This is a genomic window from Streptomyces sp. cg36 (assembly GCF_041080675.1).
Lineage (GTDB): Bacteria > Actinomycetota > Actinomycetes > Streptomycetales > Streptomycetaceae > Streptomyces.
In genome coordinates this window covers 985,964-1,002,018 of sequence record NZ_CP163520.1, presented here as the reverse complement: position 1 = coordinate 1,002,018, position 16,055 = coordinate 985,964, and the positions used below count along the sequence as shown (strand labels likewise).

Genomic DNA, 16,055 nt, shown 5'->3' with positions numbered 1-16,055 from the left:
CGCCCTTGGGCGATCAGGTTCGCGGCGGCCCTCGGCGGCCCCCGGCGGCTCCTCGCGCCGCGGACTTCTGGGCAATTTCCGTAGGGGGGCCGCGAGATGACCGCTTCGGCCCGACTCTGGGGGCTATGGCCACGCCGCCCGTTCCTCCGCGCCCACCGGTGCCGCCGCCCCCGCCCGGCGGAGGCTTCGGCCCGCCCGCCTGGCAGCCGCCGCCGGAGCGGCCGGCCACCCCGCCGGGCGGCAGCCGGAGGGGGATCTTCCTGGTGCTCGCGGTCGCGGTGGCCGGTGCCGTCGTCGCCATCGTGCTCGTCGTGAACGCGAGCGGCGGCGACAGCCCCGGCGGCGCGCCCACCGGCAGCCCTTCGGGCACGCCCAGCCCGGCGCCGTCACTGCGCCTGCCGACCGTGCTCCCGAGCGAGTTGCCCTCCGAGCTCCCCACCGGGCTGCCGTCGGGGTTCCCCTCGGACCTTCCGTCGCGGCTTCCCTCGGAGCTGCCCAGCGGCCTCCCCAGTGAGTTCCCGAGCGACCTGCCGGTCTTCCCGGACCTGCCGTCCGACCTGCCGGACCTGCCCACCGACTTCCCGGGCGGTGTGCTGCCCTCGGCGGTCTCCGTGCCCGACGACCTCCCGTCGGACGTACGGGCGGGCGGCGGCGGTGCTCCGCTCAGCCCTCCTCGGCACCTGTGACGCCCGCCAGCGCCGCCCCCGGATCGGCGTCCGCCGGTCCGGCCGGGACCCAGGCCCCGCCTTCCTCGCGGTAGGGCCACCACCGTCCGTCCCGGTCGAGCCGCAACTGTACGCCGCTGCCGAGCACGGTCCAGCGGTTCGGGCCGGCCGAGCGCAGGGCGGGCCGCTCCTCGTCCTGCCAGGCGCGGGCGAGGGCGTCGCGGGCACGGGCCAGGGCCTCCGGTCCGGGCGTCCACTCCTCCTCCAGTACGGCCAGGGCCGGGGCGCCGCCGTGCCGCCAGGCCCGCACGGCCACCTCCAACTCGGCCGCCCGCCGCCCCGAACCGGCCGCCAGCCGCTCCCGTACCCGCCGGTCCTCGCAACCCGCCGCCAGGCGCACCGCGTCCTGGGCCTCCGTCAGCTCCCACCCGGGCGGCTGGAGTTCATGCCCCGGAGCCAGCGCCTCCGCCAGGAGCGCCCACGCCCGGCGCGCCGCGTCCGCCGCCAGGAACTCCAGTGCGGCCGGATCGACGCCGGGCGCCGGGTCGGACTCGGTGTCGAGACGGGGAGGCGTACCGGGCTCGCGCGGTATCTCCGGCACGGGGGGCAGCGGCGGCACGATGTCCCGCGCAGCGAACGCGTCCACCGCCGCCACCCCGAGGGGCGCGACCGGCGGCGCGTACGACGAGGCGGGCGCCGCACTGCGCTCCTCCAGCTCTCTGAGCAGGGCGCGCTCGCCCCGCCCGCGCATCAGGAACAGGACGAACGGGTCCTCGTCCAGCAGCCGCGCCACCTGGTAGCAGAGCGCCGCCGTGTGCGAGCAGTGGTCCCACGCCTCGCAGCTGCACTCGGGCTCCAGATCGCCGAGCCCCGGCAGCAGCTCCACGCCCGCCGTCGCCGCGTCCTCCACCAGATGCGGCGGCATGTCGCGGTCCAGCAGCGCCGCGACATGTCCGGCCCGCTCGACCGCCATGGCCAGGAAGCCGTCCCAGCCGTCCTCGGAGAGCCGCTGGAGCATCACGTCGCTGCGGTAGGACGTGCCGTCGGGGTCGCGCACGACCGCCGTGATCCGCCCGGGCCGCACCGACACGGCGCCCACCGCGCCTTCGCGCGCGTAGCGGCGGCCCTTCTTGAGCTGCCGGCCGTCGAGTGCGGTCTCCTCCAGCGCCTTCAGCCAGGCCCGCCCCCACCACGTACCGGCGAAACCCCGTCCCGGCGCGGGCGCGAGGGCCGCGAAGACGCGCTCCTCCGAGTCGCCGTCCGCGTCGGGGTTCGGTCCCGAGGACCTCTCGCTGTCGTACGTGCTCATCGTCCGCTCCCTCGCAGTGCCACCAGATCCGCCAGCTCGGCGTCGGACAGTTCGGTCAGGGCTGCCTCGGCCGATTCCCCGGAGCCCAGGACCGCGTCCGCCAGCTCGCGCTTGCGCGTCAGCATCTCGGCGATGCGGTCCTCGATCGTGCCCTCGGCGATCAGGCGGTGGACCTGCACCGGCTGGGTCTGGCCGATCCGGTACGCGCGGTCGGTGGCCTGTGCCTCCACGGCCGGGTTCCACCAGCGGTCGTAGTGGACGACATGGCCCGCGCGGGTGAGGTTCAGACCGGTTCCGGCCGCCTTCAACGAGAGCAGGAACACCGGGACTTCACCGTCCTGGAAGCGCCGCACCATCTCCTCGCGCCGCGCCACCGGCGTACCGCCGTGCAGGAACTGGGTGGCCACCCCGCGTCCCGCCAGATGCCGCTCGATGAGCCGTGCCATCTGCACGTACTGGGTGAAGACCAGCACCGCGCCGTCCTCGGAGAGGATGGTGTCCACCAGCTCGTCGAGCAGTTCGAGCTTGCCGGAGCGGTCGGGGATGCGGGGCCGCTCCTCCTTGAGGTACTGCGCGGGATGGTTGCAGATCTGCTTCAGCGAGGTGAGGAGCTTGACCACCAGGCCGCGCCGCTCGAAGCCGTCGGCGTCCGCGATCTCCGCCAGGGTCTCGCGCACCACCGCCTCGTAGAGCCCGGCCTGCTCCTTGGTGAGGGAGACGGCGCGGTCCGTCTCGGTCTTGGGCGGCAGCTCAGGCGCGATGCCCGGATCGGACTTGCGCCGACGCAGCAGAAACGGTCTGACCAGGCGGGACAGTCGTTCGGCCGCCGCCGGGTCCCGGCCGCTCTCGACGGCCTGCGCATACCGGGTGCGGAATGTGCCGAGCCTGCCGAGCAGTCCCGGCGTCGTCCAGTCGAGGATCGCCCACAGCTCGGAGAGGTTGTTCTCGACGGGCGTGCCGGTGAGCGCCACGCGCGCGCGTGCGGCGATCGTGCGCAGCTGCCGCGCGGTCGCCGAACGCGGGTTCTTGATGTGCTGGGCCTCGTCCGCGACGACCATGCCCCACGCCGCCTCGCCGAGCTTCGCGGCGTCCAGCCGCATCGTCCCGTACGTCGTCAGGACGAACTCGCCGTCCGCCAGGTCCGCCAGCTGCCTGGTGCCGCCGTGGAAGCGGCGTACGGGCGTGCCCGGGGCGAACTTCTCGATCTCGCGCTGCCAGTTGCCCATCAGCGAGGTCGGGCAGACCACGAGGGTGGGACCCGCGGTCGTCGGCTCGCCCTGACGGTGCAGATGCAGGGCGATCAGGGTGATCGTCTTGCCGAGGCCCATGTCGTCGGCGAGACAGCCGCCCAGGCCCAGGGAGGTCATGTCGGCCAGCCAGTTGAGGCCGCGCAGCTGGTAGCCGCGCAGCCGCGCGGTGAGCGCGGCGGGCTGCGCCACCGCGTGCGCGCGCGTGGCCTCGGGTTCGGCGAGCCGGTCGCGCAGCGCGGCGAGCCACCCCGTCGCCTCCACCTCGACCCGGCGCCCGTCCACCTCCGTAGAGCCCGTCAGTACGGTGCTGAGCGCGTCGAGCGGGGTCACCTTGCGGTCCTGCGCGGCACGCGCGCGGCGGACGTCCTCGGGGTCGATGAGCACCCACTGGTCGCGCAGCCGCACCACCGGGCGGCTGGCCTCGGCCAGCCGGTCCAGCTCCGCGCGCGTGAGGCGGGTGTCGCCGAGCGCGAACCGCCACTCGAAGGAGAACAGGGCGTCCGCCGACAGCACGGACGGGCGCGCCGACCAGCCGTCGCCGCCAAGTCGCCGGGTGGCGTCCCCGGCACCTTCTTCCGCCTCCGACGTGTCCCCGGCCGGTTCCCCCGTGGCCCCGATCACCGCGCGCGTGGTGAACCCGCGCGCCAACTGCCGGGGCCAGTGCAGGGGAACGCCGATCGCGGCCAGTGCGCGCGCGGCCCCGCCGAGCAGCTCTCCCACCTCCTCGTCGGCCAGCTCCACGGCGTCCGGCACGGCGGCCGAGAGCAGTGGTGCGAGCGGTGCCCACGCGCGCGTGGCGCGACGCAGCGCGAGCAGCGCGTCCATCCGCGCGCGCGGGCCGAAGGCCGCGACGGCCGGGCCGGACTCGGCCCACACCTCGGCCGCGTCCGCCACCAGCGCCGGATCGCTGACGCTGTGCAACTGGAGCACGGCACGGAACGCCGGGGCCGCTGCCTCGGGCGCCAGGGACTCCAGGCCGGGCAGCTCCATCCGCAGCGAGATGCGTACGCCCGCGTCGTGCCCGGCGGCCACCTCCGCGGCCCAGGGCCGCTGCTCGGGCATCCGCAGGGGCGCGGCGGCGGCGTACGCGGGCGAGCCGGTGGCCAGCGGGGCCGCCGCAGTGCGCGGCAGCCCGTCCGCCACCGCGTCCAGGAACCGCCGCAGCAGCGCCTCGGGCTCCGCCAGCATTACCGCGTCCTCGGTGCGGCCGTCGAGCGGCACCGCGTGCGCCTCCGGCGGCATGGCGGCGGCCAGCTCGCGCACGTGTGCCAGTTCGTCGGCGCCCAGCGGCCCGATCCGCCAGGCGTCGTGGTCGGTGGCGGAGAGGCCGGGCAGCAGGAGTCCGCGCGCGGCGAGCTGCAGCGCGCGCAGGGTCGCCGTCCCCCAGAACGCGGCGGCGCGCGAGGCATCCGCCCGGGGCCGCGCCCGGGTGAGCACGGGCAGCGCCTCCCGTACGGGCAGCAGCACCGCCCGTACTTCGTACGGCATGGCGTCGGCCGCGACCACGGTCAGCTCCGCGATGTGGTCCGGGAAGGCTTGCGGGGTTGTGCCGTCGGCGTGCCAGAAGGCGATGCGGCCGGTACGGGCGGGGTCGCCGGGCAGGAAGGCGACGTCGCAGCGGGCGAGTTCATGGATCTCGGAGGGTGTGGGCGCGGGGAGCGTGTGTACGGCGATGACACATTCCTCAAACTTGACTACTGCGGACCGGGATCGCCGAGGGTACACCGCGAGCACCCCACCCGGACCGCCGCGCGCCGTGACGTGGGTCACTTGCGGGCTGGGGGCCGGTCCGCCGTCCTCGCCGCACGGCGGCAGCCGCACAGCCGGGGTAAGCCGCATAGTGGAGGCAGACGGTCGGCGTACGGAGACGGACGGGCGCGCGGTGCAAGGAGGACCTGCCGGGTGCCGGTGAGCATGCGGCGTACGAGTGGGTCGCGGCGCACGTGCGGAATCGGATGCCGGACCGTGGAACCTGGGGACGCGGCCGTGCGTTCCTTGTGCAGAGAGCGACGGCAGCGGTAGCGGCCGTGAAGGAGGCGACGGACATGTCGAAGCGCGTGATGATCGCCGCCGGTGGAGTGGTGGTGGGACTGATCCTGATCCCGCTGATCGGATTCCTGCCGGCGCTGCTGGTGCTGATAGGGCTGCCCGTCGTGGCCTATCTGATGCTCGACTCCGGGCAGCGCCGCAGGCTGCGCCACATCACCCGCAAGGAACTGCGCTGACCGCGGGGGCCACCGCGAGGAGCTGGGCTGACCCGAGCGTCGGCCGCGAGGAACTGAGCCGACCCGGGGGGGCGAGCGCGCGTGCGCGGACCCGTCGGCGGCGGTGTATGGACGCTGCCGAAGCGTACGGCCTGGACGGAGCCGCTCTGCTCGGGCCCAGAGCCGCATCGTGCTGTTCGATCCCCCCTCGCGGTCATGGGCTCCCGCCCTATGGGCAAGGGCGGGAAGGCATGTCGGGCTGCTACTCGCCGCCGCTGTAGTAGTCCCGCATCAGCTCCGTCGACCAGGCGGGCTGGACCGTTTCGCCGCGCGGGCCGAACTCCGCCATGTAAGGCTTGACGTCGAGGACGGGCGTGCCGTCCACCGCGTCCAGGCCGCTGACCCGGATGTCGAGGCCGTCGACCGAGACCAGTCGGCAGCGGGAGACGCCCAACCGGTTGGGCCGGTTCTTGCGGCGCTGCGCGAAGATGCCGACCAGTGGCCAGTCGGGGTTGCCGCGCGGTCGCCGCGCCCCTGACTCGATCTTGTCGGGCGACACCCGGTCGAAGTGGTAGACGACTTCCAGGTGGGAGAAGTCGGCCAGCCCGAACAGCGCCTCCGGGCCGAACTGTTCGGCATCGAGCCGGATCACCGCCGACTCGCCGCCCCACCGGTCGTCGGCCACCTCGACGCGCCCGCCGACCACCCGCCCCACCGGCCGGCACACCACGTCCGGGCCGTCCGTACCGCGCTCGCCCGCTCCACCGTCCGCGTCCGCCATGCGTACTCCGTCCATCGTCGATCCGTGCCCCGCGCGCGTCCCCGGAGTCCGCCTGAGTCCGTCTGTCCCGCTGCCCCTCAGTTCGGCCGTACGGCCATCTTGTCCAGGGCGGCCAACAGCTCCGGCAGCCTGGGCCCGCGTCCCACCGGAACCACCTCGCCGGGCTCGTCGTCCAGCAGGACGAAGGCTATGTCGTCGGTCCTGGCCACGATCGACCACCCCGGGCCGTCCGCCCGCAGCATCCGGGCCCCGCCCGGCGCGAAACTCGAACGCACCCGCCCGAGCGGGGGAGGGGAATCGAGGTACTGCCGCACATCGTCAAGGACCTGCTCGACACGCGCGTCGAGCTCAGCCAGGGCGGGGCTGGGGCCGGGGTCCGTGCCCGGAGTGGGGGCCGCGGTGGTGCTGCTGGTGTCCGGGGCGGTGTCGGTGCTGGTGGGCGGCGCAGCCTGGTCGGTTGCGGCGCCGGTGTCGTCGGGCTCGCTCGTATCGTTCGAGGCGCGGGACCCTGCCGGTGCCGTGGGTTCCGGTTCCGGCGAGGGGCCCGACCCCGGTCCAGATCCCGAATCCGGCGTCGGCTCGGGCGAGTCCGGTCCCGCGTCGGCCAGTTGGGCCCGCCACGTCGCCCACTGCAGGGCGACCTGGTCGGCGCCCAGACGTCGTTGCGCGGATCCCCAGACATCCGTGTCGGGCGGTGTGAGCGGAGGCCGTACGGCGCCGTTCTCGTCCGGTTCGGGTTCGGGATCGTGCGGCGCGGGCACCCCGGGCGCGGCCACCACGAGCTCCAGCGGCCAGCCCGCCAACGTGGCCACGACCGTGCGCTCGTTCGGCGACAGGTCGTACTCCATCCCGCAGTCCCACGACGCGATCGCCACAGCGACGAGCGAGGCGTCATCGACGATGACGGTCCACCGGGCGCCGTGCCCGTCCTGGCCGAGGATCATTCCGTAGCCGTCGAGATACGGTTCCAGGCCGAGCGCCGCGCACGCCTCGGGGAAGTCGTCGCCGAGCACGCTGGGGAATTGTGCGGGCGTGAGCAGTATCGCCGTCAGCACGTACAGCGCGCCTTCCTCGATCGCGGCTTCTTCCACCGCGCCGTCGTCGGCCGCGTCGGCCGCGACTGTGGCTGCCGCCGCCTCGTCCGTCCCGGTCACGGAACTCACCCCTTCGGATCGCTCGTCGGCGCACCATAACCAGTGGGTAACCCGGCCGTCGAGGGGTTGCGCCCGTGGAGGTCACGGGCCGGGGCGCGGGGGCTCCGGAGGCCGTCCGCGAGGAGCGCCGAGATGGGACGACATCGTCCGTGATCAGCCGAGATCACATCTGATCAGCCGAGACCGCGCCGCATCGCGCAGCGCGACGAAGGGCGCGGAGGGCGCGCCCAGGTCGGAGGCGTCGGATGACGTGGGTGGCGCGGAGGGTGCGCATGAGGCGCGTACGGGGGTGCGGCGGTCGACGGCCAAGCCCCCGACATCCCCCGCATCTCCACCGCATCCGACCGACGGCCGGGCGGGCGGGGCAAGGCTCGACGGGTCCCCGGGCGGCGCCCATCGTCCCGGTTGCGGCATCAGGCGACCGGCAGCCCCATCAGCGACCGCGCCACCGTCTGCGGCGACTCGTCCCGTTCACGGGCCAGCGCGATCACGGCTCGGCACGCGAGTTCCCGTACGCCGAACGACATCGCTTCCGGCGAGACCCACCCCACCGCCTCGTCGAGCCTCTCCTGGTCGTCGTCCGCGCACGCCGCGACATAGGTCGCCGCCGCCTCGAAGATGTTGTGCTGCCGAGCGGGCTCGCGCCGAACCGGCTTCCGGAATCTGCCCCACATACGAAACATCCGGACCGCCTTCCCCGTGGGTTGACCTCACCAGCCGTGGAAGCCGCAGTGGCGAGCTCCCTACTTCAACGTAGAGTTGACGGCCCGGTGAAAGAAGGGGGTGTGCACTCCGGTTCCGTGCGCCCCCTAGGAACCGAGGGAGCGGAGCGTGCTCCGCAGCCACTTCAACTCCGCCGCACTCGTGGCACGGGCCACTGTCAGGATCCCCTGCCGGAAGGGATCATCCAACTCCTCTGCCCTGAGCGGCCGTTCACCGTCGTAGAAGAAGCTCGCGGGCTCCTCCAGGAAGTGCAGCCGCCGTCGTAGAACCGCTGCCTGCCCGTCAGCCTCCGGCAGGTGCCGCAGGAACGCGAGCAGGGTGAACCAGCGGTTCTCGTCGGTGATCTCGACCTGCTCGGGCTGGGCGAGCCGCCGCAGGAGCTCCGCCCTGCCCTCCTCGGTGAGCGAGAGCGTGTGGCGCGGCGCCGCCCCGGCCCCCGGCTGCGTCTCGCGGGTCAGCAACCCCGCCCTCTCCAGCCGCTTGATCGCCGGATACAGGGTGCTCTCGGCGACCGGACGTACGTGCCCGGTCAGTGCGGTGATCCGTTTGCGCAGCTCATAGCCGTGCAGCGGCGCTTCATACAGAAATCCCAGGATGGCGAGTTCAAGCATGCCCCGCATTCTGCCCCATGTTCGTAGTACATCGCTGGCGTAATACTTCGATACCGATGTATTGTCACGGCGTCAGCCCGGCGGGACGAGCCGCCGGACCGAAGGAACGGGGGAGCGGGACCGTGCGACAGACGGCATTCGACGAGCAGGGCGGTCAGATCCGCTGGACGGAGTCGCAGGGGGCCGGAGGGAGCGGCTCGACCGGGGCAGGTGAAGGCGCAGGGGCGGGTCGAGGCGCAAGCCAAGAGGAAGGCGGCGGCTGGGGTGAAGGCGCCCATGTGTGCGGCGGTGTCCACGCGTGCGCGGGCGCGTGGACAGGGGCACGAGCAGACGCGGACGCTTCGGCGCACGCTGTCCAGCTGCCGCCCCTCGTGTACGTCCACGGGCTCGGCTCGGCGTCGACCGTCTACCACGCGCACATCGCCGCCGACCCCCGGCTCACCTTCCGCAGGCAGCTGTTCGTGGACCTCCCCGGCCACGGCATCAGTGACCGCCCGGCCCACTTCGGGTACTCCCTGGAGGATCACGCCGACGCACTGGGCGCGGCCCTCGACGCGGCAGGTGTCTCCGGAGCCGAGCTCGTCGGGCACAGCATGGGCGGGGCCGTCGCGATCGTGCTGGCCGCCCGCCGCCCCGACCTGGTGTCCCGCCTGGTCCTCACCGAGGCCAACCTGGACCCCAACCCCGCGCCCACGGCGGGCAGCAGCGGCATCGCCGCGTATACCGAGGAGGCGTTCGTCGACGGCGGCGGCTTCCAGGCGGTCCTGGACCGGGTCGGCCCGCTGTGGGCGGCGACGATGCGACTCGCCGACCCGCGCGCTCTCCACCGCACGGCGCTCGCCCTCGTACGCGGTACCGAGCCCACCATGCGCCGACTGTTGATGGCGCTGCCCATCGACCGCACCTACCTCGTCGGCGGCATCGGCGACGACCTCGTCGACCGTGCGGAACTGGTCGCCTCCGGCGTACGGGTCGAGGTCGTCCCGAACGCCGGCCACAACATCATGTTCGACAACCCGGAGGCGTTCATCAGGGCGGTGGTGGACGGCGCCGCCCAGTGAGCCGGGCTGTTGTGCGGCAGGCCCCGGGTACTGATCAGCCTTCGCGTACCGCGAGCGCGAGGTAGCGCGTGTCCTCGTCCACGTACGACGTCAACCGCCAGCCGGCCGTGGCGAGCAGTGGCCGCAGATGCGGTTCCGCCCGCAGGTCGTCCGGCGTGAGCTGACGGCCCTGGCGCTGGGCGAGGGCCGCGCGGCCGATGGGGTGGAAGAGGGCCAGCTGCCCGCCCGGCCGCACCACCCGCGCCAACTCCCGGAGATTTTCCGCGGGTTCCGGCAGGTGGGAGATGAGACCGGCGCCGAACACGGCGTCCAGCGCGTTCGCCCGCAGCGGCAGGCGGGCCACATCGCCCCGTACCAGCCGTCCGGCCCGGTCGCGTCCGGCCCGCGCCGCCGCGTCCAGCATCTCCGGCGTCAGGTCCACTCCGAGCACGGTCCCGCCCGGTCCCACGGCGTCCCGCAGCGGCGGCAGCGCGCGCCCGGTACCGCATCCGGCGTCGAGAACGGCGTCCCCGGCCCGCAGCCTCAGCTCGGCGACGGCAGTCGCGTAGGCCGGTCCGTCGTCCGGGAAGCGACGGTCCCAATCCGCCGCCCGGACACCGAAGAACTCCTGAACGTGCATGTGGTCATGGGGCATGGCCCCATGATCGCGCATCAAGGGTTTTCGGCGGGCGGGCGAGCGGGCGGGCGAGTGGGCGGGCGGGTCCGTCGGCGGGGCGGGCGGGGTTGGCCGGGGGCGGTGGGGCCGGTCGGGGCCAGCCGCCACGGGGTCTCGGGGCCCCGCCCGCGCGCTTCCCGCCCGGAAGATCTGCTTGCCCCCACGCGTACCTTGGGTAAGGCTTGCGGAGACCTGGGGGAACGGGGATGACATGAGCGGGGTGAGGCTGCAATGGCACTGAACAAGGAACTCGACTGGCTGCTCGACGACCTGACCAAGCGGGTCGAGCACGTACGGCACGCCATCGTCCTGTCCAACGACGGACTGGTCACGGGCGCCAGCGCGGATCTGCCCCGCGAGGACGCGGAGCATCTCGCGGCCGTGTCGTCCGGGCTGCACAGCCTGGCCAAGGGCTCCGGCCGCTATTTCGGCGCGGGGCAAGTGCGTCAGACGATGGTCGAGTTCGACGAGGCGGTCCTGTTCGTGACGGCGGCGGGCGAAGGCAGTTGTCTGTGCGTGCTCGGCACCGCCGAGGCCGACATCGGCCAGATCGCCTACGAGATGACCCTCCTGGTCAACCGCGTCGGAGAGCACCTGGGCGTCTCGGCCCGCCGCCCCGGCTCTCCGCCTCCTTCGAGCTCCTGACGGGCTTCCGCGACATCTGACGAAGAGTCGGGGCACGGTTCCATCCAGTTCGTTCCACAGCCTCTGAGCTGCGGTGATGGGGGAGGAGCCGGAGGGCCGACCAGAGTTTTCCACAGGCCGAGCGGGATGTCGGCGCGGGGAGTTACGGTCATCACCGAGAGTATTCAGGCACTCACGGGGGAGGACCTCATGGCCACCACGACGGCGGCCGAAGTGACCGGCAAATCAGTTTCCTTGGGGCGCGCGGCACAGCTGCTGGAGCTCAAGCGGGGCGAGTTGGAGCTGGCGGTCCAGCTGGGCCATGTCCGCGTCGTCCGCGAGGACGTCGCCGCGCGCCCACGGGTCGCGCAGGAGCATCTCGACCGCATCCGTTCCGCGGAGGGATTCCCGGACGCCCTGCGAGAACGGGTACGTGTGGTGGGCACGGCCGAGGCGTCCCAGCTCCTCGCGATCCCGGCCCACCGCTTCACCCGCCTCGCGCGCGGCGGCCACTTCACACCCGTCAAGTGCTATCTCAACCGCTATCGGGCCGTCGTCTGGCTTTACCTGGCCGAGGAGCTGACCGATATCGCCCTGCGCCACCCGGCGCTGCTCTTCGACCGGCGTCTGCCGAAGGAAACGCTCGCCAGGCTGGAAGCGGGTGACGACCGCCGCCCGCGCAACTGGCGGGGGCGCCGGGCCGCCATGCTGCTGCGCCGGACCGTAGACCCCTGGGAGCGGGCCGCGGGCATCTCCACCACGCTGGACGAGGCGCATCTGGCGGAGGTGGTCGGCGATCCGTACGAGCGGGCGTATCTGACCCGGCTGCGCCCGGATCCGTTCCGCGGCGGGCCGGATTCGCCCGCGGCTCAGGAGATCGTGGGGCGGTTGCTGCTGGCCCAGGACCCCGACGAGGTGCTGTGGTACCGGATGGATCTCGCCCGGACCCTGGAGATCGCCCGCGCGCTCCGCCCGGCGCCGCGCCCCGAGTGGGAGCGCCCCGTGCTGGTGCGGCCCGCCGGGGTGAGGCCACTCGCCGCGGATGCCGCCCAGACCCCTCGGAGTGCTCCGAGTGCTCGGATCTCTGGGAGTGATCGGATCCCCGGCCCTCGGCCCGTGCAGTCCGAGGGCGCGAAGCTTGAGAGCACCCCGTCCGGGGCGGCTCTCCCCGCTCCCGCCGCCTCCCCGACCCGCACCGCCTTGCTGCGCCCCGAACGTGTGGAGCGCGCCACGGGTCCTGGAAGGCTGCGGCGTGGGCTGGCGCGGATCAGGCGGCCCAGGGGCGCCGCCCGTTCGGCGTCCGCCAAGCGGTGACCGGTGGCGGCGATGAGGTCGGCATCAGGTGTGAGCTGGATGCGGAGGGCCGCGCGGTCAGTGCTGGGACGAGTGATGCGCGGCGGCCGGAGCTCTTCCCCGGCGGCCACGTCTGCGACCGCGTGTCCGGTCCCGCTGCGGCCACAGGAGAACGTAGGTGGTGGACACCACGACGAAGGCGAGCCGGATCAACCCGCGCGTCGAGTCGTCGGGTATGACGAAGACGCTGCCGTACAGGGAGATCAGCGCGAGCCAGCTCCACCACGGCACCAGGCGGCGCTGTCCGATCACGTCCCAGAGCAGCGTGCCGAGCAGGACCGACGCGGTGTAGTACGTGTAGACGCTGGGGTCGAGGACGATCCTGGCATTGGCGCCGAGCAGCACCACCGCGGTCCAGCGCCTGCGCCAGACCGCGATGCCGCAGAGGAGGAGGCTCAGCCCGGCCTGCGCCGGACGGTCCCACCCCGGTGTCTCCGCGTCGCCGACACCCAGCCAGCGCAGGGCCGAGGCGGGCTGGTTGGGTATCGCGAATCCGGTCGCGGCGAAGCTGTCCGCGTTGCCGATGAAGAACGGCAGCCAGGCCACCGCGACGAGTCCCGCGCACCACAGCCCGGCGCGCAGCCACGACTGCCGCGGCAGCGCGAACAGCAGCATGGCGAAGCCCAGCGCGGTCGGTTTGGAGTCCATGGCGAGGGCCAGCCACACCCCGGTCCCGACCGCGTTGCCCCGGGTGACCGACCGCACGGCCAGGGTGGTGAAGAACAGTGCCAGCACATCGTCGAGATGGCCGAAGCGGACGGAGACCTCGATCCACATCGGGATGAAGGCGAGTCCGGCGATGAGCACGCGCTGGCGCAGCCGCTGATGGTTGGTACCCGTGCCGAGGAAGTGCTGGGCGGCGCTGCGGCCGACCAGCACCACGATCACCAGACCGAGCACGGACATCAGTGCGGCGGAGAGGAACTGCCCGGTGGACTCGGGGAACGGGTTGAACAATCCGGCGATCAGGAAGCTGATCGGCCCCATCTGGAGCTCGGGGTGGTGGGCGTAGAGGTTGAGTCCGCCGGTGCCGTCGCCGGACGGCCCCTGGTAGATCAGCTCTCCACCGGTGCGCAGGTAGTGCCAGGAGAAGCCGCCGTTCGGCTCCACCACGGCGAACCACAGGACGGTCCACGCGGTGAGCAGCACGAGGTGCATCCGCTGGCTGATGGCCGGCACGTGTGTTCAGCTCCTGATTCCCCGCCGGGTACGTCGACAGCTCGCAGGGGCTTGCGGAGCCCCGCGAGGAAGACGGGACTCCGCGGTGACTCGTTCATCGCCGACCGAATTTGTGCCGCCGACCACACCCGAACGGTGACGAATCGGTCAGCTCACGGTGATCACCTTGGCGATACTCGGCACTCCGTCCGCATTGAGAGCAAACAGCAGGTAAGTGCCGGGAAGGGCCACTCCGGGGTCCTTGGGGACGGAGAGCTCGTACGACCCGTCGCCGGACTGCTGGAAGGCGAGCGGCACCCGGCGCTGGTCGTTGTCGACGGAGTGGGTGGCCGCGCCCGACCGCACCAGGGCGAAGGAGCTCACCGGCGATCCGGTGGTGAGCGAGAGCTTCGAGCCGAGCGCCACCCGGTCCGGGACGGAGCTGGTGATGACGGGGCGGGGCTTCTCGCTGCCGTCCGGATTCAGCAGATACGGCGGAGTGAAGACCGCCCCGTCGAGATGGTTGGTGGCGCAGTCCCCGCACAGACCGCCGCCTCCCGAGAAGATCCGGCCGTCGGGCAGGAGGTTGGCGGTGCTGTGGTAGTTGCGGGGGACCGCCATGTTGGCCAGCGGAGTGAAACGGCCGGTCGCCGGGCTCCAGATCTCCGGCGTCATCACCGAGGTGGCGTCGCTGAACGGCACGGGCATCTGCTGGCCCCCGAAGACAGCGACTTCTCCGTCGGGCAGGACGACGCTGTTGCTGAAGGCGCGCGGGGAGGCCATGTCGCCGGTGCGGTTCACGACGGGCTGTCCGCCGCCGTTGAGGTCGACGGTGTAGGCGCGCCGGGTGGCCGGGGTGTTCTCGTAGGCGGGCGCGCCACCGAGGGTGAGCAGCTTGCCGATGTCGTACGAGACCGCGTTGCCGTTCATCGCGTCGGCGCTGTCGGCCCGGGGGCCGGCGGGGGTGATGCTCCCGTTGCCCGCGGTGGTGATCCAGTTCATCTGCTTGCTGGGGCCGAGTTGGAGGACGCGTCCCTGCGAGGTGGCGTGCAGCCACATGTGGTTGTCCGCGCGGTAGGCACCCCTGGGGTCGGCGGTCATGGCGCTCTGGGCGGGGACGCCCGGGAGCTTGCGCCAGGTCTGGGTGCTCGCCGACCACACCTCGCCGTCCTTGGGCCCGTCGCCACCGCTCCAGGAGCCGCCGAGCACGAAGGCGTCGCCGTTGGAGAGCAGCGTCATGGCCTGGTAGCCGCGCCCGATGTTCATGTCGGCCGTCGAGGTCCACGCGTCGGTGCGCGGGTCGTAGATGCTGGCGCGGGTGGCGTTGCTGCCGCCGGTGACGAGCACCCGGCCGTCGGCGAGCATGGCGATGCCGGGACAGAACATGTCGTGTCCGGTGTTGTCGACGCGGCGCTGGGTGACCCGGCCGGTGGTCAGGTCCATGATGGCGGTCTGGGTGTATCCGTTGCTGCCGCCGTACCGGTCGACCGCGTAGGCCGACCAGGCCAGCAGCTTGTTGCCGGGAAGCATCGCGGTGGCGACGGGCACCAGCGGGAAGCCGGTGACCGGGCCCCAGGAGCCCGAGACGGACGGATCGACGGCTCCGCTGAGACGGATCTCCCCGGCCGAGCTCCACGTGCCGCGCTGGCCCGCCTCGCTGAGGGCGACGAGACGGACATAGCGAGCCGGGACCTGGGGGCTGAACAGCGCGGTTTTGACGGTGCTGTCGTCCGCCCAGTGGCCGCTGGCGACCGGGGTGCCGAACGAGACGCCGTCCAGGCTGGTGTAGATCGCGTAGGTGCCGATGCGGCCGTTCACTCCGGTGGGACGGGGTGTGTACGTCAGCGCCGAGACGGTGGTCGTACGGTGCATGTCGATGGTGAGGGCGTGCGGGAAGCGCGTGGCCTTCGGCGACCACTGGCTGTGCCACAGGGTGGCGGGGTCCCCGTCGAGGACGTTGGCGGCGCGGTCGTTCGCCTGGCCCGTCTCCTCGTCGGTCGCCTTGACCGTCCAGCCGGCGACGGGCAGGGATGCGGGCGCGCCGGCGAAGCCGGGGTCGCCCAGGAGCTGGATGTCGGCCCGGGTGTCGGCGGAGCCGACGGCCTGGTGGCCGATCTCTTCGGCGCCGGTGGCCCAGCCGCTGCGCCCACCGGCGGTCGTGGTGGCCGTCAGCCGGAGGTAACGGATGCCCTGGGGAGCGAAGTTGAGGGTCTTGGCGGAGGTGTCGTCGGCCAGGGTGCCGGTGGCGACCGGCTTGCTCCAGTGCCGCCCGTCCTCGCTGAGGCGGATGGAGTACTCGCTGAGGAGGCTCCGGCCACTGGTTCTGCGGGGCTGGTAGACGACGGCGGAGACCGTGGCGGTCCGGTGCATGTCGACGGTGAGCGAAGTGCCGCTGGTCGTGACGTTCCAGCCGGAGCGGGCCAGGACGGGAGCGGTGGGATGCATGGCGTCGGCGGGCGCTGTGCCGTGATGGGGAGACTGAGGAGGTGCGTTGGGGTCGACGACGG

Annotated in this window: 14 protein-coding genes; 5 read left to right on the top strand and 9 right to left on the bottom strand. The window is 72.8% G+C overall.

Annotated features, from left to right (window positions below; translation table 11 throughout):
* The first annotated feature begins 125 nt into the window (after positions 1-125).
* Positions 126-686, top strand: coding sequence for a hypothetical protein (locus AB5J87_RS04405; protein WP_369374124.1), 561 nt, complete (start codon positions 126-128; stop codon positions 684-686).
* Here the strand turns inward: AB5J87_RS04405 and AB5J87_RS04400 are convergent.
* Positions 664-1,974, bottom strand: coding sequence for an SWF or SNF family helicase (locus tag AB5J87_RS04400; RefSeq protein ID WP_369374122.1), 1,311 nt, complete (start codon positions 1,972-1,974; stop codon positions 664-666). The genes AB5J87_RS04405 and AB5J87_RS04400 overlap by 23 nt on opposite strands.
* On the bottom strand, positions 1,971-4,949 hold the full coding sequence (locus AB5J87_RS04395) for an SNF2-related protein (RefSeq protein ID WP_369374120.1): 2,979 nt from the start codon (positions 4,947-4,949) through the stop codon (positions 1,971-1,973). Before AB5J87_RS04395 ends, AB5J87_RS04400 begins: the two co-directional genes overlap by 4 nt.
* Positions 4,950-5,269: 320 nt before the next feature.
* Here AB5J87_RS04395 and AB5J87_RS04390 point away from each other — a divergent pair, with 320 nt between their 5' ends.
* Positions 5,270-5,449, top strand: coding sequence for a hypothetical protein (locus tag AB5J87_RS04390; RefSeq protein WP_369374118.1), 180 nt, complete (start codon positions 5,270-5,272; stop codon positions 5,447-5,449).
* A 241-nt stretch (positions 5,450-5,690) separates the two neighbouring features.
* Here the strand turns inward: AB5J87_RS04390 and AB5J87_RS04385 are convergent, their stop codons facing one another.
* The 4 genes from AB5J87_RS04385 to AB5J87_RS04370 form a co-directional block, all read right to left on the bottom strand.
* Positions 5,691-6,209, bottom strand: coding sequence for an SAM-dependent methyltransferase (locus tag AB5J87_RS04385; protein WP_369383351.1), 519 nt, complete (start codon positions 6,207-6,209; stop codon positions 5,691-5,693).
* Between the two features lie 77 nt (positions 6,210-6,286).
* Positions 6,287-7,300: a hypothetical protein gene (locus tag AB5J87_RS04380; protein ID WP_369383350.1), complete on the bottom strand. Its 1,014-nt coding sequence runs from the start codon at positions 7,298-7,300 to the stop codon at positions 6,287-6,289.
* A gap of 476 nt (positions 7,301-7,776) precedes the next feature.
* Complete coding sequence (locus AB5J87_RS04375; protein ID WP_369374117.1) at positions 7,777-8,046, bottom strand: hypothetical protein; 270 nt, start codon at positions 8,044-8,046, stop codon at positions 7,777-7,779.
* Between the two features lie 126 nt (positions 8,047-8,172).
* The gene (locus AB5J87_RS04370; RefSeq protein WP_369374115.1) at positions 8,173-8,697 is read right to left on the bottom strand and encodes a PadR family transcriptional regulator; all 525 of its coding nucleotides are present in this window, start codon (positions 8,695-8,697) and stop codon (positions 8,173-8,175) included.
* A gap of 371 nt (positions 8,698-9,068) precedes the next feature.
* On the opposite strand from AB5J87_RS04370, the gene AB5J87_RS04365 reads away from it, so the two are divergent.
* A complete protein-coding gene (locus tag AB5J87_RS04365) occupies positions 9,069-9,758 on the top strand; it encodes an alpha/beta fold hydrolase (RefSeq protein WP_369374112.1) in 690 nt (229 codons plus the stop codon).
* A 34-nt stretch (positions 9,759-9,792) separates the two neighbouring features.
* On the opposite strand, the gene AB5J87_RS04360 is transcribed toward AB5J87_RS04365, so the two are convergent.
* Entirely contained in the window at positions 9,793-10,392 is a 600-nt protein-coding gene (locus AB5J87_RS04360; RefSeq protein ID WP_369374110.1) for a class I SAM-dependent methyltransferase, read from the bottom strand.
* A gap of 252 nt (positions 10,393-10,644) precedes the next feature.
* Here AB5J87_RS04360 and AB5J87_RS04355 point away from each other — a divergent pair, with 252 nt between their 5' ends.
* Together AB5J87_RS04355 and AB5J87_RS04350 are read left to right on the top strand one after the other, a co-directional pair.
* Positions 10,645-11,058 (top strand): roadblock/LC7 domain-containing protein, encoded by a 414-nt coding sequence (locus AB5J87_RS04355; protein ID WP_369374108.1) that lies wholly within the window; start codon positions 10,645-10,647, stop codon positions 11,056-11,058.
* Positions 11,059-11,247: 189 nt separating this feature from the next.
* Entirely contained in the window at positions 11,248-12,351 is a 1,104-nt protein-coding gene (locus tag AB5J87_RS04350) for a DUF6397 family protein (protein WP_369374106.1), read from the top strand.
* Positions 12,352-12,408: 57 nt separating this feature from the next.
* Here the strand turns inward: AB5J87_RS04350 and AB5J87_RS04345 are convergent, their stop codons facing one another.
* Together AB5J87_RS04345 and AB5J87_RS04340 are read right to left on the bottom strand one after the other, a co-directional pair.
* Entirely contained in the window at positions 12,409-13,548 is a 1,140-nt protein-coding gene (locus AB5J87_RS04345) for a hypothetical protein (protein WP_369383349.1), read from the bottom strand.
* Between the two features lie 168 nt (positions 13,549-13,716).
* A complete protein-coding gene (locus tag AB5J87_RS04340) occupies positions 13,717-15,993 on the bottom strand; it encodes a discoidin domain-containing protein (RefSeq protein WP_369374104.1) in 2,277 nt (758 codons plus the stop codon).
* Positions 15,994-16,055: the final 62 nt, after the last annotated feature.